This window comes from Pseudoclavibacter helvolus (genome assembly GCF_049707175.1).
Lineage (GTDB): Bacteria > Actinomycetota > Actinomycetes > Actinomycetales > Microbacteriaceae > Pseudoclavibacter > Pseudoclavibacter helvolus_A.
In genome coordinates this window covers 39,991-61,383 of the sequence record NZ_JBNAFM010000016.1, presented here as the reverse complement: position 1 = coordinate 61,383, position 21,393 = coordinate 39,991, and the positions used below count along the sequence as shown (strand labels likewise).

General features: G+C 67.7%; 20 protein-coding genes. 14 read left to right on the top strand and 6 right to left on the bottom strand.

Going from position 1 to position 21,393, the window contains the following annotated elements:
- Positions 1-57 precede the first annotated feature (57 nt).
- The 6 genes from ACPYN9_RS13375 to ACPYN9_RS13350 all read left to right on the top strand — a co-directional run bounded on the left by ACPYN9_RS13375 (position 58) and on the right by ACPYN9_RS13350 (position 10,355).
- Positions 58-786, top strand: coding sequence for a hypothetical protein (locus ACPYN9_RS13375; protein ID WP_424467034.1), 729 nt, complete (start codon positions 58-60; stop codon positions 784-786).
- Positions 787-979: 193 nt separating this feature from the next.
- Positions 980-2,194, top strand: a complete 1,215-nt coding sequence (locus ACPYN9_RS13370; RefSeq protein WP_424467033.1) for a DUF6361 family protein — start codon at positions 980-982, stop codon at positions 2,192-2,194.
- Positions 2,187-4,076: a phospholipase D family protein gene (locus ACPYN9_RS13365; RefSeq protein WP_424467032.1), complete on the top strand. Its 1,890-nt coding sequence runs from the start codon at positions 2,187-2,189 to the stop codon at positions 4,074-4,076. Before ACPYN9_RS13370 ends, ACPYN9_RS13365 begins: the two co-directional genes overlap by 8 nt.
- Positions 4,073-7,489: a helicase-related protein gene (locus tag ACPYN9_RS13360; protein WP_424467031.1), complete on the top strand. Its 3,417-nt coding sequence runs from the start codon at positions 4,073-4,075 to the stop codon at positions 7,487-7,489. The genes ACPYN9_RS13365 and ACPYN9_RS13360 overlap by 4 nt, the downstream gene beginning before the upstream one ends.
- 60 nt (positions 7,490-7,549) lie before the next feature.
- A complete protein-coding gene (locus tag ACPYN9_RS13355) occupies positions 7,550-8,821 on the top strand; it encodes a Fic family protein (protein ID WP_424467030.1) in 1,272 nt (423 codons plus the stop codon).
- 166 nt (positions 8,822-8,987) lie between these two features.
- Positions 8,988-10,355: an APC family permease gene (locus tag ACPYN9_RS13350; RefSeq protein ID WP_424467029.1), complete on the top strand. Its 1,368-nt coding sequence runs from the start codon at positions 8,988-8,990 to the stop codon at positions 10,353-10,355.
- A gap of 31 nt (positions 10,356-10,386) precedes the next feature.
- On the opposite strand, the gene ACPYN9_RS13345 is transcribed toward ACPYN9_RS13350, so the two are convergent.
- A complete protein-coding gene (locus tag ACPYN9_RS13345) occupies positions 10,387-10,821 on the bottom strand; it encodes a hypothetical protein (RefSeq protein WP_424467028.1) in 435 nt (144 codons plus the stop codon).
- Between the two features lie 137 nt (positions 10,822-10,958).
- Here ACPYN9_RS13345 and ACPYN9_RS13340 point away from each other — a divergent pair, with 137 nt between their 5' ends.
- The 6 genes from ACPYN9_RS13340 to ACPYN9_RS13315 all read left to right on the top strand — a co-directional run bounded on the left by ACPYN9_RS13340 (position 10,959) and on the right by ACPYN9_RS13315 (position 16,474).
- On the top strand, positions 10,959-11,927 hold the full coding sequence (locus ACPYN9_RS13340) for an ADP-ribosylglycohydrolase family protein (protein WP_424467027.1): 969 nt from the start codon (positions 10,959-10,961) through the stop codon (positions 11,925-11,927).
- Positions 11,928-11,952: 25 nt separating this feature from the next.
- On the top strand, positions 11,953-13,035 hold the full coding sequence (locus ACPYN9_RS13335; protein WP_424467026.1) for a PLP-dependent cysteine synthase family protein: 1,083 nt from the start codon (positions 11,953-11,955) through the stop codon (positions 13,033-13,035).
- A 103-nt stretch (positions 13,036-13,138) separates the two neighbouring features.
- Positions 13,139-14,575, top strand: coding sequence for a hypothetical protein (locus tag ACPYN9_RS13330; protein ID WP_424467025.1), 1,437 nt, complete (start codon positions 13,139-13,141; stop codon positions 14,573-14,575).
- Between the two features lie 80 nt (positions 14,576-14,655).
- The gene (locus ACPYN9_RS13325; RefSeq protein ID WP_424467024.1) at positions 14,656-15,249 is read left to right on the top strand and encodes a TetR/AcrR family transcriptional regulator; all 594 of its coding nucleotides are present in this window, start codon (positions 14,656-14,658) and stop codon (positions 15,247-15,249) included.
- Complete coding sequence (locus ACPYN9_RS13320; protein WP_424467023.1) at positions 15,246-16,031, top strand: SDR family oxidoreductase; 786 nt, start codon at positions 15,246-15,248, stop codon at positions 16,029-16,031. The genes ACPYN9_RS13325 and ACPYN9_RS13320 overlap by 4 nt, the downstream gene beginning before the upstream one ends.
- Positions 16,032-16,102: 71 nt before the next feature.
- Complete coding sequence (locus ACPYN9_RS13315) at positions 16,103-16,474, top strand: SdpI family protein (protein WP_424467022.1); 372 nt, start codon at positions 16,103-16,105, stop codon at positions 16,472-16,474.
- 12 nt (positions 16,475-16,486) lie between these two features.
- Here the strand turns inward: ACPYN9_RS13315 and ACPYN9_RS13310 are convergent, their stop codons facing one another.
- The 5 genes from ACPYN9_RS13310 to ACPYN9_RS13290 form a co-directional block, all read right to left on the bottom strand.
- Entirely contained in the window at positions 16,487-16,789 is a 303-nt protein-coding gene (locus tag ACPYN9_RS13310; protein WP_424467021.1) for a cupin, read from the bottom strand.
- A 47-nt stretch (positions 16,790-16,836) separates the two neighbouring features.
- On the bottom strand, positions 16,837-17,025 hold the full coding sequence (locus ACPYN9_RS13305; protein ID WP_424467020.1) for a hypothetical protein: 189 nt from the start codon (positions 17,023-17,025) through the stop codon (positions 16,837-16,839).
- Between the two features lie 44 nt (positions 17,026-17,069).
- Positions 17,070-17,480, bottom strand: a complete 411-nt coding sequence (locus ACPYN9_RS13300) for a hypothetical protein (protein WP_424467019.1) — start codon at positions 17,478-17,480, stop codon at positions 17,070-17,072.
- 147 nt (positions 17,481-17,627) lie between these two features.
- Entirely contained in the window at positions 17,628-18,788 is a 1,161-nt protein-coding gene (locus ACPYN9_RS13295) for an NAD(P)-binding domain-containing protein (RefSeq protein ID WP_424467018.1), read from the bottom strand.
- A complete protein-coding gene (locus ACPYN9_RS13290) occupies positions 18,781-19,272 on the bottom strand; it encodes a MarR family winged helix-turn-helix transcriptional regulator (protein ID WP_424467017.1) in 492 nt (163 codons plus the stop codon). The genes ACPYN9_RS13295 and ACPYN9_RS13290 overlap by 8 nt, the downstream gene beginning before the upstream one ends.
- Positions 19,273-19,368: 96 nt before the next feature.
- Between ACPYN9_RS13290 and ACPYN9_RS13285 the strand changes: the two genes are divergently transcribed.
- Positions 19,369-20,469, top strand: a complete 1,101-nt coding sequence (locus ACPYN9_RS13285; RefSeq protein ID WP_424467016.1) for an LLM class flavin-dependent oxidoreductase — start codon at positions 19,369-19,371, stop codon at positions 20,467-20,469.
- A complete protein-coding gene (locus ACPYN9_RS13280) occupies positions 20,462-21,235 on the top strand; it encodes an NADPH-dependent F420 reductase (RefSeq protein WP_424467015.1) in 774 nt (257 codons plus the stop codon). Before ACPYN9_RS13285 ends, ACPYN9_RS13280 begins: the two co-directional genes overlap by 8 nt.
- Positions 21,236-21,393 lie beyond the last annotated feature (158 nt).

The window sequence follows — 21,393 nt, the reverse complement described above, 5'->3', positions numbered from 1 at the left end:
GACGCGCCCCCCACGCCTACACCCTCAAACGCGAAGAGCCCGTTTCTCGTCCGGTTCTTGGATGATCTCAGCTATTCGGGGCACCTCATCGCCGCACTGGTCTGGCTAGCGCTCGCGGTCCTTGGGCTCTTGATAGCACTGACGCTTCTACTGAGGATGTCGAATTCGCCACGGGGCACGTGGCTGAGCGCCGGCTACCTGCGCTGGGAGGCTGATGTCCTGCGGCAACGAATCCTGGACGGCACAGTTTCTAGAGTCGAGGGGGAGGAGCAGCTGCGGCACTTGAGGATTCGCGTCCAGCTGTGGGAGAGAACCTCCAGGCAGCAACAATTGCGTGTTCGAGGGAAGAAGTACTCACAGGTCATAGATAACCGGTTGGATAAGGTTCCCCGCTGGGCGATTGTTCGTGCAAATCAGTTTCATCCGCTGCGGAATCAGATTCGAGTCGAGGAGCTGCTTCTTGGCTTCCCGTTCCGATTGGGGTGGCCGGTGTGGATCGCCGGAGTTGGCCCGCTCGCGCTCGCACTGCTGCTTTTGGATGCAATCGGATCGGACGCCATAAATTTGCGAGTTCTGGTTCTTGCTCTCGTTGTGTTCGCGGTTCTTTCCGCGGCAGGGCTCGGCGTTGCTTACGTGTGGCTGCGGGCGGTGAGAAGGCTCGCGGTGTATTCAGCCTCCGTGGACAAACAAGAAGTTTTTGTACTTGATGAGATCCTTGATGAAGCCAAGATTGCTCTTCAGACGCGAGGCAAGTGGCGACTGTTCCGATGGTTGAAACTGCCCTGACGGGTTTTGATCGCGGGCTCCTCTACCGCGCGGAATTTTGGTCCTTGGGAGTGCCAGCATTCAGAGTCCTGCGTGTTCAGGACCACCACCTACCGCCGACGAATGGCGTGACAGGCCGCGCTTCGAGCGAAGGAGGCATCAGTCCGCACGCACTAACTCCTCGCTGCAGGCCTTTCAGCGGGACAATGAACTCATGCCCTCCACCATCGCCTGGCTCGACGCGTCTTCCGAAGAGCAGCGTCGCATGCGCGACATCATTGGCCTCTTCACCGATCGCGAAAGCCGCGACGAGCTTGGGCTCAGCGCGATCCGCGACCCGCTTGGCGACATGCTCTTCCCGGGAACCTCAGTTCTCCACACGAGAGCCCGCTATCTCCTGCTCGTGCCGTGGGTCTACGCACGCGCATCCACCCACAGCAACCCTGCCGCCGAGGCGGACAACCTCGAACGCACGCTTATCGGTGCGATTAGGAAGACCGACGACAACAGCGGCCTCATCGGCATGACCGCCGGCACCGGAGTGCGCACCCTCCCGTCGTCGATGTACTGGGGAATCCTCGGCCGCCTCCAGATCCGCAACGACCCCAGCGCATCCCGAGCAGACACGCTCGCCGAGCACCTGGCCGCCAACGGCGGGGGAGACCTCGACGAAGCCGGAACCCAGCACAGCGCCTGGCACACCAGCATCCCGAAACCACCGCCAGGCTTCCCAAAAGAGCTTCCGGGCGGGTTCGCGCTCCGCCGCGACGAAGCGGAATGGCTCCGCGAACGCATCCTCACCACGACGCCCGGGACACTCCTCGCGCACCTCGCGCTAGACGGCCCAGGCGAAGACAGCCGTGCCCCCTGGGAAGACCCCGCCGCGCTCCGCGCTTCTGGCGACGCGCGCGCGGTCCTCGACCACGCACGCGCATTCTCGGCCGTCGTCCACGGCGCCCAACTGCTCTACAACCTCCTGCTCGCCGAGGCCTACGAAGCCGCCCGCTACGACGCCGTCGCCAACCCGGTCGACGACTACCGGCATCGCCTCACCGCCTGGGCCTCGACGCTCCCGGAACACGTCAACCTCGACACCTGGAATGTCGCCGAGCTCATCCACCGAGTCGGGCTGCAGCGCGAGCAGCCCGTCTCGGCGCGCACAAGCCGCTTCGTCACCGCCTGGACCGAGCTGCTTCGTCGCAGCGCACTCGACGAGCTCGCCGACAACGGCGAAGCCAGAGCACTCGTCATCAAATGCGAACGCGACAGCAAAGGCGCTCAAGCCCGCGTCGGCGACCCCAAGCGCCTCGTGAACTGGAGCGGCGGATCCGGTGCGGGCGCCCTCGCCTACAGGTGGAACAGCGTGCGACGGATGCTCGTCGACCTGCACGCGGGCCTCAACGTGCAGAGCGGAGCGAACGATGCTTGAACCCCAGACCCGGGCCGCGCTCACCGAGCAGCTCGCCCCACCACCCGGCTACGAGCTTGTCCACGCCGTCGGCACCACTTTCACCCTCGACCTCGCCACCGCACTCACGGTTCCCCTCTCCTTCGCCTCGCACCGAGTGAGTGCCGCCGACGACCAGCTCGGCATCCTCAACGCCATCCGCCGCGCCGCAGACCGCATCGACGTGTTCGCTCAAGCCGGCGAGATCTCCATGGGCACCACCAGCAAGCTCGTCGCCTTCCTCGAGCCGATGCTCCACCCCGTCACAGCCCGCCGAGGGATCTTCCACCCCAAGGTCTGGTACCTCGAATATGCGGCAGGTGAGCACCGCAGCTACCGGTTCCTCTGCGCCAGCCGCAACCTCACCGCCGACCGCAGCTGGGACACCCTCGTGCGCCTCGACGGCACCCCTGCCCCGGCGGGGAAGAAACTGGATGCGCGGCGCAAGAACAAACCGCTCGTCACCCTCCTCAGAACACTCCCGAAGCTCGCCGTGCACCCCGTCGCCGGAGAACGCGTCGCCCGCATCGACGCGCTCGCCGACCGCTGGACCACCGTTGAATGGGAGTTGCCGACGGGCGTGCGAGACCTGGCGTTTCACGCGTTCGGATTCGGAGCCGGCGCCTCCACCCGTCCGGAGCTGCCCGGGCGTCGCGCTCTCGTCGTCTCGCCGTTCGTCACCGACGACGGCCTCGCCGCGCTCCGCGGCGACCTCGGGGGCGAGACGCACCTCGTCTCGCGCGCCGAGACGATCGACCGGCTCGCGCCCGCGACGCTGAGCAGCTCGAAGCTGCAGACGCATGTGCTCGACGGTGCGGCCAACGACACTGTCGACATCGAGGCCGGCCACGACGACGGGGCCGACGACCACACAGCCGACAACAACCCAGGAGCTCCCGCCTCGGTCGTCGCCGCCAGGCCCGTGCGCGCGGCCGACCGCCTTGTCGGGCTGCACGCGAAGGTCGTGATCGTCGACCGCGACCACACCTCGCGGGTCTTCCTCGGCTCCGCCAACGCCACCAGCCCCGGCTGGGCGACAAACGTGGAAGTCATGGTCGAGCTCATCGGCAAAACCTCGGTGCTCGGTGTCGACGCTACCCTCGCGGCCCTCGGCAACCTCATCGAGCCCTACCAGAGCGACGGCGGCGAAGCAGAGCCCGAGGACGAAGCGGCCGAGGCTCGTCTCGAGCACCTGCTACGCGGGCTCGCGGGTCTCCGCATCCACATCGAAATCGGCGGCGACGGACCGTACTGGCTGCGCGTCCAGCTCGACGATGACGACCGGGCAACATTCGAACGCCGCATCGCAAAGGCTGGAGCGACGCTGCAGTGGCACCTTCTGCCACGACCCGACCTGCGGGGGGCCGCATCGACCCTCGCCAACCCGCACGGAGAGACGCTCGACGAGGTGGCGCTCACCGAGATCAGCCCCTTCGTGGTGCTCACCGCACGCGATTCCGACGGACGAGAACGCAGCACCATCGTGGTGGCCCAACTTGCGGGAGACATCGCCGAGCGGCGCGACGCGATCATCGCCAGCCAGCTCACCGACCGGGCATCGTTCGTGCGGCTCCTCACCCTCCTGCTCGAGCTCTCGGGCGTCGCGATGCCCACCCGCGCGGCGACCGGCGCGACGGGCTTCTTCGGCACCGCGGCCGGCAGCGATGCGGTCGAGGGAGCCGGACTCTTCGAAGCGCTCCTCCGCGCCGTCGCCGCCGGACACGACGGGCTCGCCGACGCGAAGCGCATCATCGACTACCTCGCCAGCCACGGTGAAGACCAAGCCATGATGCCTCCAGGGTTCGACAGCCTCTGGAACCAGGTGTGGGCCGCGCACCTCGAACTCACGGGAGCCACGTCATGAGCGCAGTCGACGCCAACGCCGTGATGGACGGGCTCAAGGGCTTTCAGCGAGACGCCGTCGCCCACGTCATCGACCGCTTCTACGGCGCAGAGAGCGCCGATGCATCCGGGCGCTTCCTTATCGCCGACGAGACCGGCCTCGGGAAGAGCATCATCGCCCGAGGCGTCGTCGCGCGCAGCATCGAGGAACTCGAACGCAGGCGCATCCCACGCATCGACATCGTCTACGTGTGCAGCAACCAGGACCTCGCCAGACAGAACCTGAAGCGCCTCAACGTCACCGGTGAGACGCAGATCGAGATGACGACGCGGCTCACACTGCTCGCGAAGCAGAGCAAGAAACTCGACGGCGGCGAAGCCGGCGAATCAAAGGTCAACCTCGTCTCCTTCACCCCCGGAACGTCCTTCAGCGGCGGCGGCTGGCGGCAGGGCAACGCCGACGAGCGCGCCATGCTGGCCGTCATGCTCGACCACCTGACGGGGGCGGATGCAGCGCAGCGCAGGGCGACGCGGGTGATGTTCACCGGAACGGTCAAGACTCCGGATGCCTTCGCGCGACGCGTCGACTGGCTCGAGCACGAGCTGGACGGTCCACCCGATGCGGTCATCGCGGCCGCTTTTCACGCCGACATTAAGCACTCAGGCGAGCTGGCCCGCTTCGAGCAGCTCCGCGACGAGATGAGCGGCCTTGAGCGCATCCCTTCGGAGATCTGGAACCGCGTGCAGAACTCCATCGCAAAGCTGCGCCACGCGCTCGGCAAGGCCGGCGTCGACACCCTGCAACCCGACCTCATCATCCTCGACGAGTTCCAGCGCTTCAAGCATCTCCTGGACCCGGAGAGCGGCGAAGCGGGCGAACTCGCCGACGCCCTCTTCCAGCACCCAGCCGCGAAGGTGCTGCTGCTCTCGGCCACCCCGTACAAACCCTTCACCAACGCCGAGGACGACGAAGACCACAGCTCCGACTTCCTCGCGACGATCCGTTTCCTCATAGGGGGCCAGGCGGGTGCGGATGCGCCAGTCGCCGATGCCCTCGCCGCGTACCGTCAGGCGCTGACGAGCGGGGGAGATGCCGCCGCCGCTGCCACCGCCGTCGGTCTTGCGCTGCGCCCCGTGATGACCCGCTCGGAACGGCCCGCACTCGGCGAGCGCGAGGACCTCGTGCAGGTCAGGCACCTCGGTTCCAAAGACCCGACCGCCGCCGACGTTCGTGATTGGGTGACCCTGCAAAGGCTTGGTGGCGCGCTCCAGGCACCGATCGATCTCGAGTACTGGAAGTCGATCCCGTACTTCTCGAACTTCATGGACGGTTACAAGCCAGCAGCACGGCTCACCGCGGCTCGGGATGCTGCTCCGGCGGCGGCTGCCACCAACGCCTCGACCGGGGGCGACGCCCCGGCCGATCAAGGTGTGCAGGCGACCCAGCGCGCGTCGGACGGCGAGGGCGCCGTGGTCGAAAGCTGCGCATCCACTCGCCGCTCGCAGACCATCGACCACACCGCCATTGCAGCCGCGCTCGGGGCGACTCGCTCTCTCGACCCGGACGCGTTGCGTCGCTTCGAGCCCGTGGATCTCGGCAACAGCCACCTGCGAGCCCTCGCCGACGACACCGTCGGTCGCGGCTGGTGGCGGCTACTGTGGGTGCCGCCGACGATGCCCTACGTGACTCCGGGCGTGGTCTACGAGCCCTTCGCTGACGGCTCGGTGACGAAGCAGGTCATCTTCTCGGCCTGGTCCGCCGTGCCTGGCGCCGTCGCTGGACTCCTCAGCTACGAAGCCGAGCGGCACATGGCAGGCGAGCGTTCGCTGTTCCGCGAGAACTCCGCCGACGGGCGCAAGGGAGTCGCCGCGCGACGGCTCGCTTACAACCTCAGCGAGGGCGAGCGACCCGCCGCGATGTCCACGCTTGCGCTGTTCTGGCCGCATCCCGCCCTCGCCAGTATCGGCGACCCGCTCGCCGGGGCACGCTCCGCGGAAACTGCGCTCGCAGGCTCCGCTGGGGCGCTCCTCGGGGCAGACGAGCTGCTCGAACAAGTCGAACGCAGACTGGCCGGGAGGAGCTCCGCGACCGGGGCAAACGCCTACTTCGCCTACCCCGGCGCCGTGCCCAGCGATCTCTCCTCAGCCTCGGCGTCGAGCCTCATCCGCGAACTGCACGACCCAGGCGACGATGGCGAGGGGCAAGGTGAACTCCGTGGGACCGAACGTGGTTCCAAGGGACTCACACTGCACGTCGCGGAGGCGCTGGACCTCGCTCGGACGGCTGGCCCTGCAACCCGCGGGCGCGAGACCAGCGACGAGGTGGCTGGTCGCGCCCACGGGGCCGCGACGGACCCGAGCGTTGGCGGAACTGACCTTGCCCGCCTTGCCGCATTCGCACCCGGTAATGCTGCTCTCGGTGCGATCTGGTCGGTCGCCGGGCCCCTCGTCACTGAGGGCGGCGCATGGCGGGCGGCATTCGCGCTCGCGGAGGGCATCCGCTCACTCTTCAATCGACCGGAGAGCATCGCGTTGCTCGAGACCCTGTACGCCAGGAACGGGGAGGGCGCCCGTGACCCAGACGAAACGCAGTGGCGCCGAGTGCTCGACTACTGCGCCGACGGCAACCTGCGCGCCGTGCTCGACGAGTACCTCTTCCAACTGCACAGCGAGAACGGTGGAGAAGAGGCTGGGGACGATGACTTGCTCGCTCTGGCCAGACGCGCGGTTGAGGCGATGACGCTGCGCCCAGCTCGGTACGTGGCCCACGACACCACCCTTGAGCGAGAAGATATCCCGTTGACGGCGCGATTCGCGCTGCGCTACGGAGGCAAGCAGAACACCGACGCGGATGCGAAGACCGGTGCCCGCCAGGGCGAGGTGCGAGGGGCCTTTAACAGCCCCTTCGCGCCGTTCGTCCTCGCCTCGACGAGCGTCGGACAAGAGGGCATCGACTTCCACTGGTGGAGCCACTCCGTTGTCCACTGGAACCTGCCGTCGAATCCCGTCGACTTCGAGCAGCGTGAAGGGCGCGTGAACCGATTCGCCGGCCACGCCGTGCGCAAGAACGTCGCCGCCGCGCACTGGGCTGATGCCCTCGCATCGACGGATGCGCGCGCCTGGCGGGCCGCGTTCGAAGCGGCCGAGGACGTCGATAACGGCCTGGGTGAGTTCTCGCCGTGGTGGATGTACCCGGGAGACGCACGCATCCACCGTGTGATCGCTCAGTACCCGCTCAGCCGCGACGCGGTGAAGTACGAGCGGTTGCGGAAAGCGCTGACGATGTACCGGCTGACGCTCGGTCAGCCGCGCCAGGAAGACATGCTCGAGTTGCTCGCCAAGATGGGGGCAGAGGCCAACGGGATGCCGACGATTGACCTGCGGCCGCCAGGGCCTTCCCAGACGGAACCTTGGACACAATGCCGTGACTTTTAACTTTAAACACTCTAAAGTTATGCAAGGGCTCTCGCGCCAAATCGTGGAGAGGAGTGGCCAATGGTCTACGTCGATCAAATCTGGGAACCACAGGACACCTTTGGTGTGAGCCGAAAAGACCGCGCAGGCGGCCGCTACCGCGCCTTCGTGCCCGACGAACTCGACCCCGACCTTGCGCCTCTCTCCGCAGCAGCCGAACGCGCCGCGCAGGACGCGCTCCAGGCGCTCACTCGCGCAGACGAGCGGGTAGGAACGAAAGGTCAATTCCTCAACCACCTGCTCATTCGATCCGAGAGCATCTCCTCATCCTGGATCGAAGGGAACCGCGTCACGCCAAAGCGCCTCGCAATCGCCGAGCTCTTGCGCCAAGGCAAGCCCGTCGCGCTCGACGTGGTCGCGAACGTACGCGCCACGGAAGACGCGATCGCCGCCCTCGCCGATCACACGCGACCCATCCGCGTCGCCGACATCGAGGCGCTCCAGCACACGATCGAACCCAGCCTCACGCTCGGCATCCGCACCGAGCAGAACTGGGTCGGCGGCCCGGGGTACTCACCCCTCCGCGCCGACTTCATCCCGCCGCCCGAAACGGAAGTTCGTCGCCTCATCGGCAACCTGTCCGAATTCGTGACCGCCACCGACGGGAACCCCGTCGTGCGCGCCGCCATCGCGCACGCGCAGTTCGAGACGATCCACCCCTTCGTCGACGGCAACGGGCGCACAGGCCGTGCCCTCATCCACACCGTCCTCAAGCGCGCGGATGCCCTTCGCAACATCCTCATCCCCATCAGCACGGTCTTTGCGGGCGCCAAGAACGCGTACATCGACGGTCTCACCGAGTACCGATCGGGACGCGTCGACGAATGGATCATCGCGTTCTCTGAGGCCGCGGAGCTGGCGGCCGCCAATGCAGTTCGGCTCGCGGACGACGTGCAACGACTCGACGCCGAGACTCTCGAGCAGCTCATCGAATGGCGCACCCAGCAGCGACTGTCGCCCGCACGCCCCAGGCGCGACGCGGTCGCGCTGCGCATCCTGGGCCGGCTGGCAACCGAGCCAGTTGTCACCGCCGACTCCGTTGCTGCCGCCTACGGAGTGTCCAACGTTGCCGCCCACAAAGCTCTGACGCAGCTGTGCGACGCCGGGGTGCTCTCCCGTAACACGGACCAGAAGGGGCGCGTCGTCTGCTGGAGTGCCGACCGACACCTGGCACTCGTCGCCCTCACCGAACGCAGCAACCGGGTAGGGGGCGCGGACACCGCCGGCCGGACTCCACCACGCGGGCCGGACGCTCCCGATCGCGGCGTCGTCGGGAACCTCAGAGTCGACTGACGCCTCCTTCTTCACCGCAGCCGTCCGTCACGGCGCCGGAAGAGCCCGAACCCCAGCGCGCACTACTCGGCTCCGCGCATCCGTGTGCGCCCAACCCCACTACAGTTCTCAGGTACCCGCGCGAGCCCGCCCCCGTCTCAGCTCGCCCGAGAAGAGGACCCCACCCTTGACGCAGACACTCACCCGCAAGCTCGGCGTGCCCGGAATCGTGTTCATGGTGATCGCGGCCGCCGCGCCCATCACCGTGGTCGCCGCGAACTTCCCGATCATCTTCGGCGTCTCCGGCTCCGTCGGCGCACCCCTCATGGTGCTCGTCGCCACCGCGATCCTGCTGCTGTTCTCAGTCGGCTACGCGTGGATGACCCCGCACGTGCCCGACGCGGGCGCCTTCTACTCGTACGTCGACCGCGGACTCGGGCGACGCCTGGGGCTGGGTACCGCATCCATCGCCCTGCTCTCCTACGTACTGCTCACCGTCTCGATGACCTGCTACCTCGGCGTGCAGGCAGGCAACCTCTTCGAGTTGTGGACTGGGATGCAGGTGCCCTGGTGGCTGATCTCGGGCCTCATGATCGCGATCGTCGGGTTCCTCGGCTACCGCAACATCGACCTCTCCGCGAAGGTGCTCGGCGTCGTGCTCGTGCTCGAGGTCGTCGCGGTCATCGTCATCGACGTGGGCGTGCTCGCATCCGGGCGCGAGCTCACGACGCTGCCGTTCAGCGTGAGCGAGGCCGTCTCCGGCACGCCGGGCCTCGGCCTGCTGTTCGCGTTCCTCGGCTTCTTTGGCTTCGAGGCGACCGCCGTATTCCGCAACGAGGCCCGTGACCCCGAGCGCACCGTGCCCCGCGCGACCTATATCGCCGTCATCGCGGTGGGTGCGCTCTACTTCGTCTCGTCCTGGCTCGTCATCGCGGGCCTCGGCGCCGACAACGCGGTTGCCCTCTCGAACGAAGACCCGGCTGGCGTCGTCGTCGGCCTTGCCGGCGACGTGGTCGCGCCGATCATGGCCGACATCGTGCAGGTGCTCGTCGTGACGAGCATGTTCGCGTGCATGCTCGCGTTCCACAACATCGTCACCCGCTACCTGTTCACGCTGGGGGAGCGGGACGTGCTCCCGCGCAGCCTCGCCGCCGTGCACCCGAATCACTCGGCGCCGTCACGCGCATCCCTGTGGGTGACGATCATTACGGCAATCGTGGTCGTCGTCTCCGCGCTCGCTCAGCTCGACCCCGTGCTGCAGATCTACACCTGGTACTCCGGCGCCGGCGCGGTGGGTGTCATTGTCATGATGACCCTCGCGAGCTTCGCCGTCGTCGCCTTCCGAGCACGCCTGAAACGGGATGCGGCCGAGGGCACGGCCTCGTCGTGGGTCACTGTCGCGTCGCTAGCCGGTGGCATCGGGCTCGTCCTGGTGCTGGTCATCGCGATCTGGAACTTCCCGTTCCTCGTCGGTGGGGTGATCGCCGCGATCATCTGGGGCGCGGTGCTCGCCGGGTTCTTCGCGGTCGGGATACTGGTGCCGAGGAAACGCTGAGGCCCGCCCGTGCGGTTGCTTGCCTTTCCGACTACTCGCCTTCGAAGCGAAGCGCAGAATCGACGCACTCCACAGTCGTGCCGACGCCCTCGAGTGCGCACCCGCCGTCGATCAGCGAGCGCGAACCGATCGGTTCCGTGAGCTGGACGACGACCGGAACCGCATCGTTGCCCGGGCAAGTTTGAAGCCCATAAACCGGCACGACGTCGACGCGAATGACGATATGCTCCGCCTCGTACGTGACCTGCGGCTCGAGAACCTCACCGGTCTCGCCTCCGGAGCAACCAAGGCGTGTGACCTCAATGTGAAGCTCGTCGCTCGAAGCGGAGACCGTGGACGGCTCCACGAGCCGCCACGTCGCTGGGTCACCGGAGTTGGTGAGCTGCGAAAGCTGCTGGCACGCGGCCATCGACACCAAGGCAGCGCTTGCGACGAACACGGCCGCGACCACTCGAACAGACCTCATGCTCATATACTCACCCATCCCGGCGACGCGACGCGTCTGATCGAATTGCAGCCCTTGCTCGGCTCGCGATCCGGGCAGGACGGGTATACGGCTTCCGCCTCAGCGAAAATGTCGGTTGTGCTGGTCATCATTGCTGCATGACCCTCACGCCAGCCCAACTCGACCGCGCCCGCGGCGCCGTGCTCGCATCCGCTGTCGGTGACGCTCTCGGCTCCCAGTACGAGTTCGGGCCGCCACTGTCTGATGAGACGCCGGTCATGTTCGGGGTCGGGGTGTTCGGGCACGGAGTCGGCGAGTGGACGGACGACACATCGATGGCGATGCCGATCCTCCAGGCCATCGCGGCGGGGGACTCGCTGAACGAGGCCGACACGCTTGCCCGGGTTGTCGTTGCGTGGCGCGAGTGGGCGCGCGATGCCAAGGACGTGGGTGCCCAGACGCGCACAGTCCTGTCGGCGCTCCAAGGCGATGTCACCGAATCGCGGGCTCGCGAAGCCGCGCGCAACGTTCACGAGCGATCCGGTCGCAGCGGCGGCAACGGTGCCCTCATGCGCACAGGCCCGCTCCCACTCGGCTACCTCGGACACGGGCGCCAAGCCGCACTCGTGGACGCCGCCACCCGGGTCGCGCAGCTCACGCACTGGGAAGACGACAACATCGACGCATGCGTGCTGTGGTGCCTGAGCATCCGCCACGCCATCGTCACCGGCGAACTCGACGTGCTCGGGCAGCTCGACGCCGTCCAGAGCGACCGGCGTGAGCGATGGCGAAGATTCATCGAAGCGGCGCTCGCGCCAGGCGCGCACCCGCGCGACTTCTCCGAGCAGAACGGATGGGTCGTCCGGGCTTTCCAAGGAGCACTGGCCGCGGTCGCAGGTGCCACTTCGGCAGTGGATGCGCTCGAGCGCGCCGTGCGCGGCGGCAACGACACCGACACGGTCGCGGCCATCGCCGGCTCACTCGCCGGGGCAGTCGCCGGCGCTGATGCGCTTCCCGGTTCGCTCGTCGAGCGGATCCACGGCTGGCCGAGCCTCGGCGCCGCCGACCTCGTCACGTTGAGCGACTGCGCCGCGCGGAATGCGGCGGGCACCCCGCCCGCCGAGTGACCGCCAGCCCCGTCATACTGAACTCATGCCCCACGACGCTTCCTCCGACCGCCGCTGGATGCAGAACGCGATCCGCATGCTTGAGGCCGACGCCAACCGCAGCGCCGACACCCACCTCCACGTCTTCCCCCTCCCGCGGGAGTGGGGCATCGACCTGTACCTGAAGGACGAGTCGGTGCATCCGACCGGCTCCCTCAAGCACCGCCTCGCGCGCTCCCTCATCCTCTACGCCATCGTCAACGGACAGGTCGGGCCGCGCACCACGCTCGTCGAAGCATCCAGTGGCTCCACCGCCGTCTCCGAGTCGTACTTCGCCCGCATGCTCGGCCTCCCGTTCGTGACGGTCGTGCCCCGCACCACGAGCCGCGAGAAGATCGAACTCATCGAGTTCTACGGCGGCCGCTGCCACTTCGTCGACGAACCCCTGCACGTCTACGCCGAAGCTGAACGCCTCGCCGCCGACGTCGACGGGCACTACCTCGACCAGTTCACAAACGCCGAACGCGCGACCGACTGGCGCGGCAACAACAACATCGCCAAGAGCGTCTACTCGCAGATGACGCTCGAGCGATTTCCCATCCCGAGCTGGATTGTCGTCAGCGCAGGCACCGGCGGCACCTCCGCCACGTTCGGTCGTTACGCCCGCTACTGCGGACACGACACGCGGCTCGCCGTGGTCGACCCCGAAGGCTCCGCCTTCTACGAAGCCTGGAAGACCGGCGACCGCACCCACGCCACCGGCCGCGGCTCGAAGATCGAAGGCATCGGGCGCCCACGCGTCGAACCGTCCTTCATCGAGACCGTCATCGACGACATGATTCAGGTGCCAGACGCTGCTTCGATCGCCGCGATCCGCATCCTGCGCGAACGCACCCAGCACTGGGCGGGCGGGTCCACGGGCACGAACCTCGTCGGCGCCTTCCAGGTGATCGCGCGGATGCTCGCCGCCGGTGAGCAGGGCAGCGTGGTCACCCTCATCTGCGACGGGGGAGCCCGCTACGCCAACACGTACTACGACGACAACTGGGTTGCGGCGCAGGGCTGGGACCTCGAGCCACACCTCGAGCGGATGCACGGCTTCCTCGGGACGGGCGCCTGGGGCGACTGACCAGCCACCGACATCACTGTCGGGGTGGGGGAACGCGAGGTATCGCATCCGTGCAAAGCCGGATCTTGCCCAATCGGATGCACCGGCTGACAGAATCGCTGCCATGATCAAGCCCGTCGACGCAGACCCGTTCGCCGCCTGGTTGCGGCAACTCAACCAAGCTGAGCTTCTCGACATGGTGGCTGACGTCGCGGACAACGTTCCAGGCGCTTACGAGCGCATGGAACGCCATCGGGAACGGGGCACCGCCCCAGTCGGGACCAGCGTGGCAAGTATCTACGACAACCGGCTCTCGGCCGCGCTCGAACTGGTCAACGATGTCCTCACGCCCACACGACAGTTCTACGACTACCGCGACGCAAACGACTATGCCGACGACGGTGAAGAAGTCGTGGAACTCCTCCGGAATCTGGCAGAGGAGTCAACACCAGCCTTGCTCTCGATCATCGAACGCGCGCTCACCCTCGCGACGCGCGCCATCCTCAGGTCCGACGACTCGTCAGGCCTCCAGTCGCAGCTCGTCGGCGAACTGATGGATGCGCACGAACGGGCCACAATCACCTCCAGCCCGCCACTTACCCAGGCCCAGCAGACGCGCCTCGTGAAGTGGTTGATCAACTTTCGGTACGGAGGGCAACAGGATTTCTTCGACCCAGACATCGTCGCCTACGCGCCAGCGCTCACTCCGAAGTCGATCGAGCAGTATCGAGCGGCCATCGCTAAGGCTGACATCGGCGAGTACGGTAGCTACCCGTTGCGGCGACTCGCCGTCCTCGATCGTGACGCCGAAGCCATCGTCGCCGCCCACGGCGGGCCCTCACTGAACGCCTTTCAGATTGCGCCGCTTCTCGTTGACCTCGTCGAAGCTGGACACCACGACCATGCCGTCGACTGGGCTCGCCGGGGACTCGAGGTCAACGATCGAAGCTACGGCGGCGGTGAGCGGCTACTCGAATTCCTGATCGCGGATGCGCAGTCGCGAGGCGACCAGGCGGCTCAGGTCACACTGCAACGAGATTGGTTCCGGAAGTTTCCCAGCCACGAGTCGCTCAAGCGATACCGCTCCGCGGCCGCCTCCGCGGGTCTTTGGGATGCGGCGCGTGCATTCGCCGAAAAGCACCTGGCGGCCAGCGCTAGCGACTCGTTCATCAGATATCTGCTCGAGGAAGGCCGCGACGACGAGGCGTGGCAGTTCGCGACTGAGCACTACCCGGCGGACGAGCCGCAATACATGCTCGGCCCTTCTGGTCGGGACAAGCTCTGGCAGCAGCTCTGCGTAGCACGGGTGCGCACGCATCCGGCCGACACGCTACCCCACTACCGGCGACTCGTGACGAAGTTCCTGAAGCATGCCGACGTCAGCATGTATCCGATTGCAGCGGCGGCGCTACTTGAGATGCGAGCTGCTGCCACGGCGGCCGGAGCAACCGACCGTCTCGAGTTCGACGAGTGGATGCTCGTGCTCGCGGACGAGAACAAGCGCCGACCTCGTTGCCTACAAGAGTTCCGTCGGACAGGGCTGATCGTAAGAGCCAAGTGATGTTCCACCCGATGTGGCTCCAAGGAGTGCTGGGCAGCTGATTTTCTGGACAACAGTCCGAAACTTGCTACGCTGGTCCTGTGCCAACGACCGCCACACCTCGCTCGCCCGACCCGCGTCCCGCACGGACGCAGGCCGCGATCGTCGCCGCCGTCGAACGACTCTCGGCCCGCGGCGAGGAGGTCACGGTTCCGGCGATCGTCGCCGAAGCCGGCGTCAGCCGCTCGACGTTCTACGCGCAGTTCAAGGACCTCGACGCCCTCGCCGTGCGAATCCTCACCGAGGTGTTCACCGACATCGAAGCCCTCGACCTGCGCTTGCGCGAGACGGCGCGCCCCATCGAGACGGCCCGAGCGACCACCTCGCACCTCGTCGCCGAGTTCGCGAAGCGCCGCACCCTCTACGCCGGCGTTCTCGGCAGCCGAACCACCGCCGAGGCGGCCCGTGCCGTGCGCGCGGCCTTCGCCGAGCAGGCCCTCGGCACCATGCGGCTGACTGTCCCCGACGGCCTCGACCCGAAGGTCGCCGCCGACTACGTAGCGGGCGGCTCCCTCGCCGTACTCACCGCATGGCTCCTCAGCGACACCCCCGAACCCACCGAGCGCGTGCAGCAGCAGCTGCTTGCGCTCCTCCCTGCCTGGCTCATCAACGACGATAAGGACACCCCCTCATGACCCGCACCTACGTAGTCACCGGCTCGGCCTCCGGCATCGGCAAAGCCACCGCAGACAAGCTCCGCGCCGACAGGCACACCGTCATCGGCGTCGACCTCAAGGGCGCCGACATCAACGCCGACCTCACCACCGAGGAAGGGCGCGCCGAGCTGGTCACCCGCGCCACTGAACTCAGCGGGGGAGTCGTCGACGGCGTCCTTGCCATCGCCGGCCTCGTCGTCCCGGCCCCGGTCACGGTTGCCGTGAATCACTTCGGCGCCGTCGCGACCCTCGAGGGGCTCCGGCCGCTGCTCGCGAAGTCGGACGCCCCGCGCGCCGCCGTCGTCGCATCTCTCGCCGCCCTCGAAGAGGTCGACGAGAAGCTGCTTGAGCTCATCGAATCCGGCGATGAGGCCGCCGCCCTCGCCTACGCCGACTCGCTCGGCGCGACCGCCAACGCAACCGGATCCTCAGTGCTCTACACCACCTCGAAGCTCTCCATCGCGCGCTGGGTTCGGAAGCACGCGCCCACGGCAGAGTGGGCGAAGGCCGGCATCGCACTCAACGCCGTCGCTCCCGGCGTGATCCTCACGCCCATGACCGCCGGCGCCCTCGAGACCGAAGAGGGGCGCGCGGCACTGGATGCGGGTGCCCCGGCCCCCTACGGAGGCCCAGCAGCCGACCCCATCCAGGTCTCCAACCTGCTCGCCTGGCTCACGAGCGCAGACAACGGCTACGTCACCGGCCAGGTCATCTTCATCGACGGGGGAGCGGAAGCCATCCGCCGACCCGAGCAGGTGTAGTCGCGAGGGTGTCGTGCTGATGGCGGCCGCGGGCTCCGACCCCGTCGGTCGTCTGTCCTAGGGTGGAGCAGATGGATGCTCCCCTCGCGATCAGGCTCGTGCTCGCCATCGTCATGCTCGCTTCCGGGCTCCTCGTCATGTGGATGGCCCAGGCCGCGGCATCCGGCCAGCTCAAGCGCAACGACCTCGCTGGCATCCGCACTCCCAGCACCATGTCCAGCGAGGTGGCGTGGAGTGCGGCGCACGTGCGATCGAAGCGGCCAACGATGATCGCCGGCATCTTCGCGCTCGTGACCGGACTGATCGTGCTGTTCCCGCTGTCCGGGCCCGCCATGATCGTCGTCGTCCTCGCCGGCTGCGCTGCCCTGCTCGGCTTCGTGCTCTACGGCGCGCGCGTTGGTATTCGTGCCGCGAAGGACGTCCTGAAGCGCCCCACGGAGTAGCGGGGCCAAGCCTCACGCCACCGGCGCGGGTTTCGCTTCGATCTCGACGAAGGTGAACGCCTCGTCGCGGTCGTTGACAATGTTGTGGTGCGCGCCCGGCGCCCTGCTGTAGCTGACACCGGCTATGCAGTCCATGGCGAACGGTTCGGCTTCGGAGGTCTCTACCGTGAGGGTGCCCGTCGTTTGCGGAACGACGACGTACGGCAGCTCGTGGGTGTGCCACCCGGTCTCCGCCCCGGGCGAGAAACGCCACTCGGTGACGCGGAATCGCTCGTCGTCGACCTGGACGGTTTCGGTGGCGCTGGGACGAGTCATGCGTCGAGGCTAGGTGCCTCGACTGCGTGACTGCTCCGCGCATCCACCTAGTTCTGTTCTTCGGCCGGATCCTCGTTCTCCTGCTGCGTCTCTTCGGTTTGGTCGCGCAATTCGTCGGCCATCGCGGCTGCACCCTCATCGCCGTGCTCGCTCTCGACCTCCTCGATGAGCTTGTGCAGGCGCTCGTCGCCCGTCGAATCGTCGGAACTTGGGGAGACATCCTGTGGCGTAGTCATGCGGGGACGGTACGCGTCGAGCCTGGTCAACGGATGCGCGCCGGCTACGTGCAGGCCGAGTACACGGCCGCGACGTCCGCCCCCGCCCGGGCGACCGCGGGCGACGCCGGGAACCAGATCAGCCCCTGCGTCTGCGTCACCCCCGCCTGCAAGTCAGCGTGCGCCCGCCCCAGATGCGCGCGCCACGACGCCCACGCCTCGCTCGCGGAGGCCGGCGGGTCGACGAGGTCCATGAGCTCTATGCGACGCTCCACGCTCTCCGCGTCATGGAACGACGGAACCACCGGGCTACCGAGCACCGCGCTCGTGTCTGCGTGCTCGCGAAGTACCTCGCAGATCCGCGACTCGGCCCCGGTGCGAGAGGCGAGGCTCGTCGCGACGACCAGCACGACCGCGGCGGCTACGAGCGCGCCGAGCACCGCCGCGCGGCGACGTCGATACACGGCGGACGACACGATTGCCCCCAGGGTCTGAACGGTTCAACGCACCGAATCTAACCCGCAGAGAGCAGTATTTGCATTAGCCTTTCGGGCATTTTGCTCTGTAAAAACAGGGCTATTCTGCATTCACCGGGGAATGTCCGGTTCACTATCTTTCATTGTTCACTTTTGTTGTATCAAAGGTGAAGTAAGTGTCAATTTCTCAATCCCCCGAACGGCATCGCGCCCGGCCCGGTTCGCGCCGACCGTCGACTGCGAGGGGCCGAAGCCGATGAGGTGGATGCGTGGGTCGGCGGCCACCTGCGTGCCCCGCATGGTGATGCCGCCGCGGCTGTTCCGAAGCCCGAGCCCGTCGAGGTGCGCGAGGTCGGCGCGGAACCCCGTCGCCCACAGGATCGCGTCGACGGGCGTCAACGAGCCGTCGGCTTCCCGCACGCCTTCCGGTTCGATCGACGTGAACATCGGCCTGCGCACGAGCGCGCCCCGATCGCGGGCCGCGACCGCGTACGGCGTCCAGCCGAGTTCCGTGTACGAGACGACGCTGCTGGCCGGCTCACCCGCCTCCACATCCGCGGTGACCCGTTCGATGGTGCGGCGCCCCTCAACCTCCGGCGTGAAGCCGCCCTCCAGGAACACCGGTTCGCGCCGCGTGTACCAGAACGTCGTCGCGTCGCGCGAGATCTCCTCGAGCTGCTGCACGGCCGAGATGCCGCCACCGACGATCCCAACGCGCTGGCCCACGAACTCCTCCGCCGACACGTAGTCGCGCGTATGCAACTGGCGCCCCTCGAACGTCTCCTGACCTGGGATGTGCGGGAGCAGCGGGTTGTTCCAGGTGCCGGTGGCGTTGATGATCGCGCTGGCACGCCACGTGCCCGCCGTGTCGGTGTGCACGAGGAAGTCCCCACCGGGCTCGCCGTCTGCGGGAGACACCTCGAGCGCCCGCACTGGCCGCAGGATGGGCAGTGGATGCGCATCCTCGAACTCGGCGAAGTACCGCGGCACCGCATCTCGGCTCGGCTCGTCGTCGCTGCCGGGGGTCCGCGCGAACGTCGGCAGATCGAAAATGCCGTTCACCGTCGCCATCGTCAGTGACGCCCAGCGGTGCTGCCACGCGCCACCCGCGCGCGGGTTCGCGTCGAGCATCACGAAGGTGCGCTGGGCGTCGGGCGCGGCATCACGCGAAGCGGGGTCGCCGAGCGCGCTCGCGAATCCCCGCCGCTGCAGGTGGAATCCCGCCGACAGCCCGGCCTGGCCGGCTCCGATCACGACCACCGTCGCGAACCGCACGCCGTCGCCCGACAGTCGTGCCTCGTCAGTCACGCTCAGGGCCGCCCTCCGGCTCGTCGAGCCCCAGGTGCCCGCGCAGCGCATCCGTCAACGACTCGACCTGCGCCAGCTGCTCGGGAGAGAGGGCCTCGAGGAACAGTTCCTGGATTGCCAACAGGTGCGGCACCGAGCCACGCCGGAACGCCGTCGCCCCCTCCTCGGTCAAGCTCACGACCGACCCCCTCGTGTCCTCAGGGCAGGGGTCGCGGCGCAGCAGGCCCCGCTTCTCCATGCGGCCGAGCTGATGCGAGAGGCGACTGCGTTCCCAGCCGATTGACGCCGCGAGCTCCGACGAGCGCAGCGAACGGCCGGGCGCCTCACGTAGCGCGAGCAGCACGCTGTAGTCGCCGGTCGACATCGACGACTCGCTCTGCATGCGGCTCGCCAGGCGCGCGTTGAGTACCCCGGTGGTCTCGATGAACCCGCGCCACACGCGTAATTCCTCGGCGCTGATCTGCGTTCGCTGCTGCTTGCTCATGGGGTGCTCCGCTCGCTCGTGCGCCCATCATGCCACATAGTTGACACATCAACTACTGGGGTGCATTATTGACGCGTCAACTACCTGGAGGTCCTGATGAGCGTGCAAGACGCGATGAGCGCAGCGGATGCAACCGATGCAGCGGATGCGGCCCGATTTGAGTTCGAGATCGGCCTCAACTCGTTCGGCGACGTGCCCAACGTCGGCGGCCGCCCGATGTCCGACGCCGAGACCGTGCGCCTCCTCGTCGACGAAGCCCGCCTCGCCGAGCGGGTCGGCCTCGACGTCTTCAGCATCGGCGAGCACTACCGCGAGGGCTTCGTCGACTCCGCGACCCCGGTGATCCTCGCTGGCATCGCGACCGCGACCGAGCGCATCCGCCTCGGGTCCGCCGTCACCGTGCTCAGCACCAACGACCCCGTGCGCCTCTACAACGAGTTCTCCACCCTCGACGCCCTCTCGAACGGGCGCGCGCAGATGGTCGTGGGGCGCGCATCCCAAACCCAATCGTTCCCGCTCTTCGGCTACGACATCGCCGACTACGAGCAGCTCTTCGAAGAGAAGCTCGACCTCTTCATGCAGTTGCAGCGGAACGACTCGGTGACCTGGTCAGGCACCGTTCGCAGCCCGCTCGTCGACCAGACCCTGCACCCCCGCATGCGGCCAGGCGGCATCCCCACCTGGGTCGGCGTCGGAGGCAGCCCCGACTCGGTCGTGCGCGCGGCCCGCTACGGCCTGCCCCTCATGCTCGCCATCATCGGCGGCCAGCCCGAGCGCTTCGCCGGCCACGTCGACCTCTACCACCGGGCGCTCGAGAAGTTCGGGATGCCCCCGGGCCGGGTCGGTCAGCACGCGCTGGGCCTCGTCGCCGAGACCGATGCGGAAGCCGCCGAGACGTGGTGGGAGGCGTGGAAGCCCATGGTTGAGATGATGGGCAGAGAGCGCGGCTTCTACCCGCCCACCAAGGAGCGCTACCTCATGGAGCTCGAGTCGGGCGCCCTCTTCGTCGGCTCACCGGACACGGTCGCGAAGAAGATCGTCCGCATGGTCGACGCCCTGCGCATCAGCCGCTTTGACCTCAAGTACGACGTCATCGGCCTGCCGACGGATGCGCGCTCGCAGACCATTACCCTCCTCGGCACCGAGGTCGCACCCCGCGTCCGGGCCCTGCTCGCGAAAGAGGCCATCAATGTCTAACGCCCAGCACGACACCACCACGACGGCGGGAATGCAGCCAACCACGACGCTCCCCACGATCGGCATCCTCGGCGCAGGCAAGGTCGGCACTGTGCTCGCGCGCCTCCTCATCCACCGCGGCTACCGCGTGCTCATCGCGGGCTCGGGGTCGCCGAGCAAGATCGACCTCATCATCGACGTGCTCGTGCCGGGTGCCACGACCGGCATCAGCGCCGAGGTGGCCGAGCAGGCCGACATCGTCGTGCTTGCCCTGCCGCTCGGCAAGGCGCTGCCGGTCGACGGCCACGAGGCGATCCCGAGCGACGCACTGCGCGGCAAGCTCGTCATCGACGCCATGAACTACTGGTGGGAGATCGACGGCGTCCGCGACGACCTCAACGACCCGTTCCTCGCCAGCAGCGAGCTCGTGCAGCAACTGCTGCCCGAATCGCGCGTCGTGAAGGCCTTCAACCACATGGGTTACCACGACCTCGACGAGGGGCCAGCCCCAGCCGGAGCCCCGGGCCGGCGCGGCATCGGGGTCGCCGGTGACGTCGCCGCCGACGTCGAAGCCGCGGCGGCGCTCGTGGATGCAGCCGGCTTCGACCCTGTGCGCGTTGGCACCCTGCACGACAGCTTCCTGCTGCAGCCGGGCAGCGAGCTGTTCGGCGCCAACTTCCCAGCCGACGAGGTGCGCGCGGCCGCCGAACGGTTCCCGAGCACCGAGCGCGGCCTCGAGCTGGCGGCGCTTCGCGCCAGCCGGGGGAGCACCGTACCAGCCGCCTGACCGCGAGTCGCAGTGTCTGCGGGCGTCGGTGTCTGCGGGCCTCGGTGCCCGGGAGTCCGACGCGGTCGGGCCCTGCCGCCGTGACCGCACCTCCCGTTCCTGAGCGGAGCATCAATGACCCTGGGCGTCCGGTGAAAACGTTTGACTGACCCCGCACC

What these genes read in the sequence shown, in the direction of transcription:
- ACPYN9_RS13370 (WP_424467033.1), top strand. Translation starts at nt 980, where the DNA reads ATGCCCTCCACCATCGCCTGGCTCGACGCGTCTTCCGAAGAGCAGCGT.
- ACPYN9_RS13365 (WP_424467032.1), top strand. Translation starts at nt 2,187, where the DNA reads ATGCTTGAACCCCAGACCCGGGCCGCGCTCACCGAGCAGCTCGCCCCA.
- ACPYN9_RS13360 (WP_424467031.1), top strand. Translation starts at nt 4,073, where the DNA reads ATGAGCGCAGTCGACGCCAACGCCGTGATGGACGGGCTCAAGGGCTTT.
- ACPYN9_RS13355 (WP_424467030.1), top strand. Translation starts at nt 7,550, where the DNA reads ATGGTCTACGTCGATCAAATCTGGGAACCACAGGACACCTTTGGTGTG.
- ACPYN9_RS13345 (WP_424467028.1), bottom strand. Translation starts at nt 10,821, where the DNA reads ATGAGGTCTGTTCGAGTGGTCGCGGCCGTGTTCGTCGCAAGCGCTGCC.
- ACPYN9_RS13340 (WP_424467027.1), top strand. Translation starts at nt 10,959, where the DNA reads ATGACCCTCACGCCAGCCCAACTCGACCGCGCCCGCGGCGCCGTGCTC.
- ACPYN9_RS13335 (WP_424467026.1), top strand. Translation starts at nt 11,953, where the DNA reads ATGCCCCACGACGCTTCCTCCGACCGCCGCTGGATGCAGAACGCGATC.
- ACPYN9_RS13330 (WP_424467025.1), top strand. Translation starts at nt 13,139, where the DNA reads ATGATCAAGCCCGTCGACGCAGACCCGTTCGCCGCCTGGTTGCGGCAA.
- ACPYN9_RS13320 (WP_424467023.1), top strand. Translation starts at nt 15,246, where the DNA reads ATGACCCGCACCTACGTAGTCACCGGCTCGGCCTCCGGCATCGGCAAA.
- ACPYN9_RS13315 (WP_424467022.1), top strand. Translation starts at nt 16,103, where the DNA reads ATGGATGCTCCCCTCGCGATCAGGCTCGTGCTCGCCATCGTCATGCTC.
- ACPYN9_RS13310 (WP_424467021.1), bottom strand. Translation starts at nt 16,789, where the DNA reads ATGACTCGTCCCAGCGCCACCGAAACCGTCCAGGTCGACGACGAGCGA.
- ACPYN9_RS13305 (WP_424467020.1), bottom strand. Translation starts at nt 17,025, where the DNA reads ATGACTACGCCACAGGATGTCTCCCCAAGTTCCGACGATTCGACGGGC.
- ACPYN9_RS13290 (WP_424467017.1), bottom strand. Translation starts at nt 19,272, where the DNA reads ATGAGCAAGCAGCAGCGAACGCAGATCAGCGCCGAGGAATTACGCGTG.
- ACPYN9_RS13285 (WP_424467016.1), top strand. Translation starts at nt 19,369, where the DNA reads ATGAGCGTGCAAGACGCGATGAGCGCAGCGGATGCAACCGATGCAGCG.
- ACPYN9_RS13280 (WP_424467015.1), top strand. Translation starts at nt 20,462, where the DNA reads ATGTCTAACGCCCAGCACGACACCACCACGACGGCGGGAATGCAGCCA.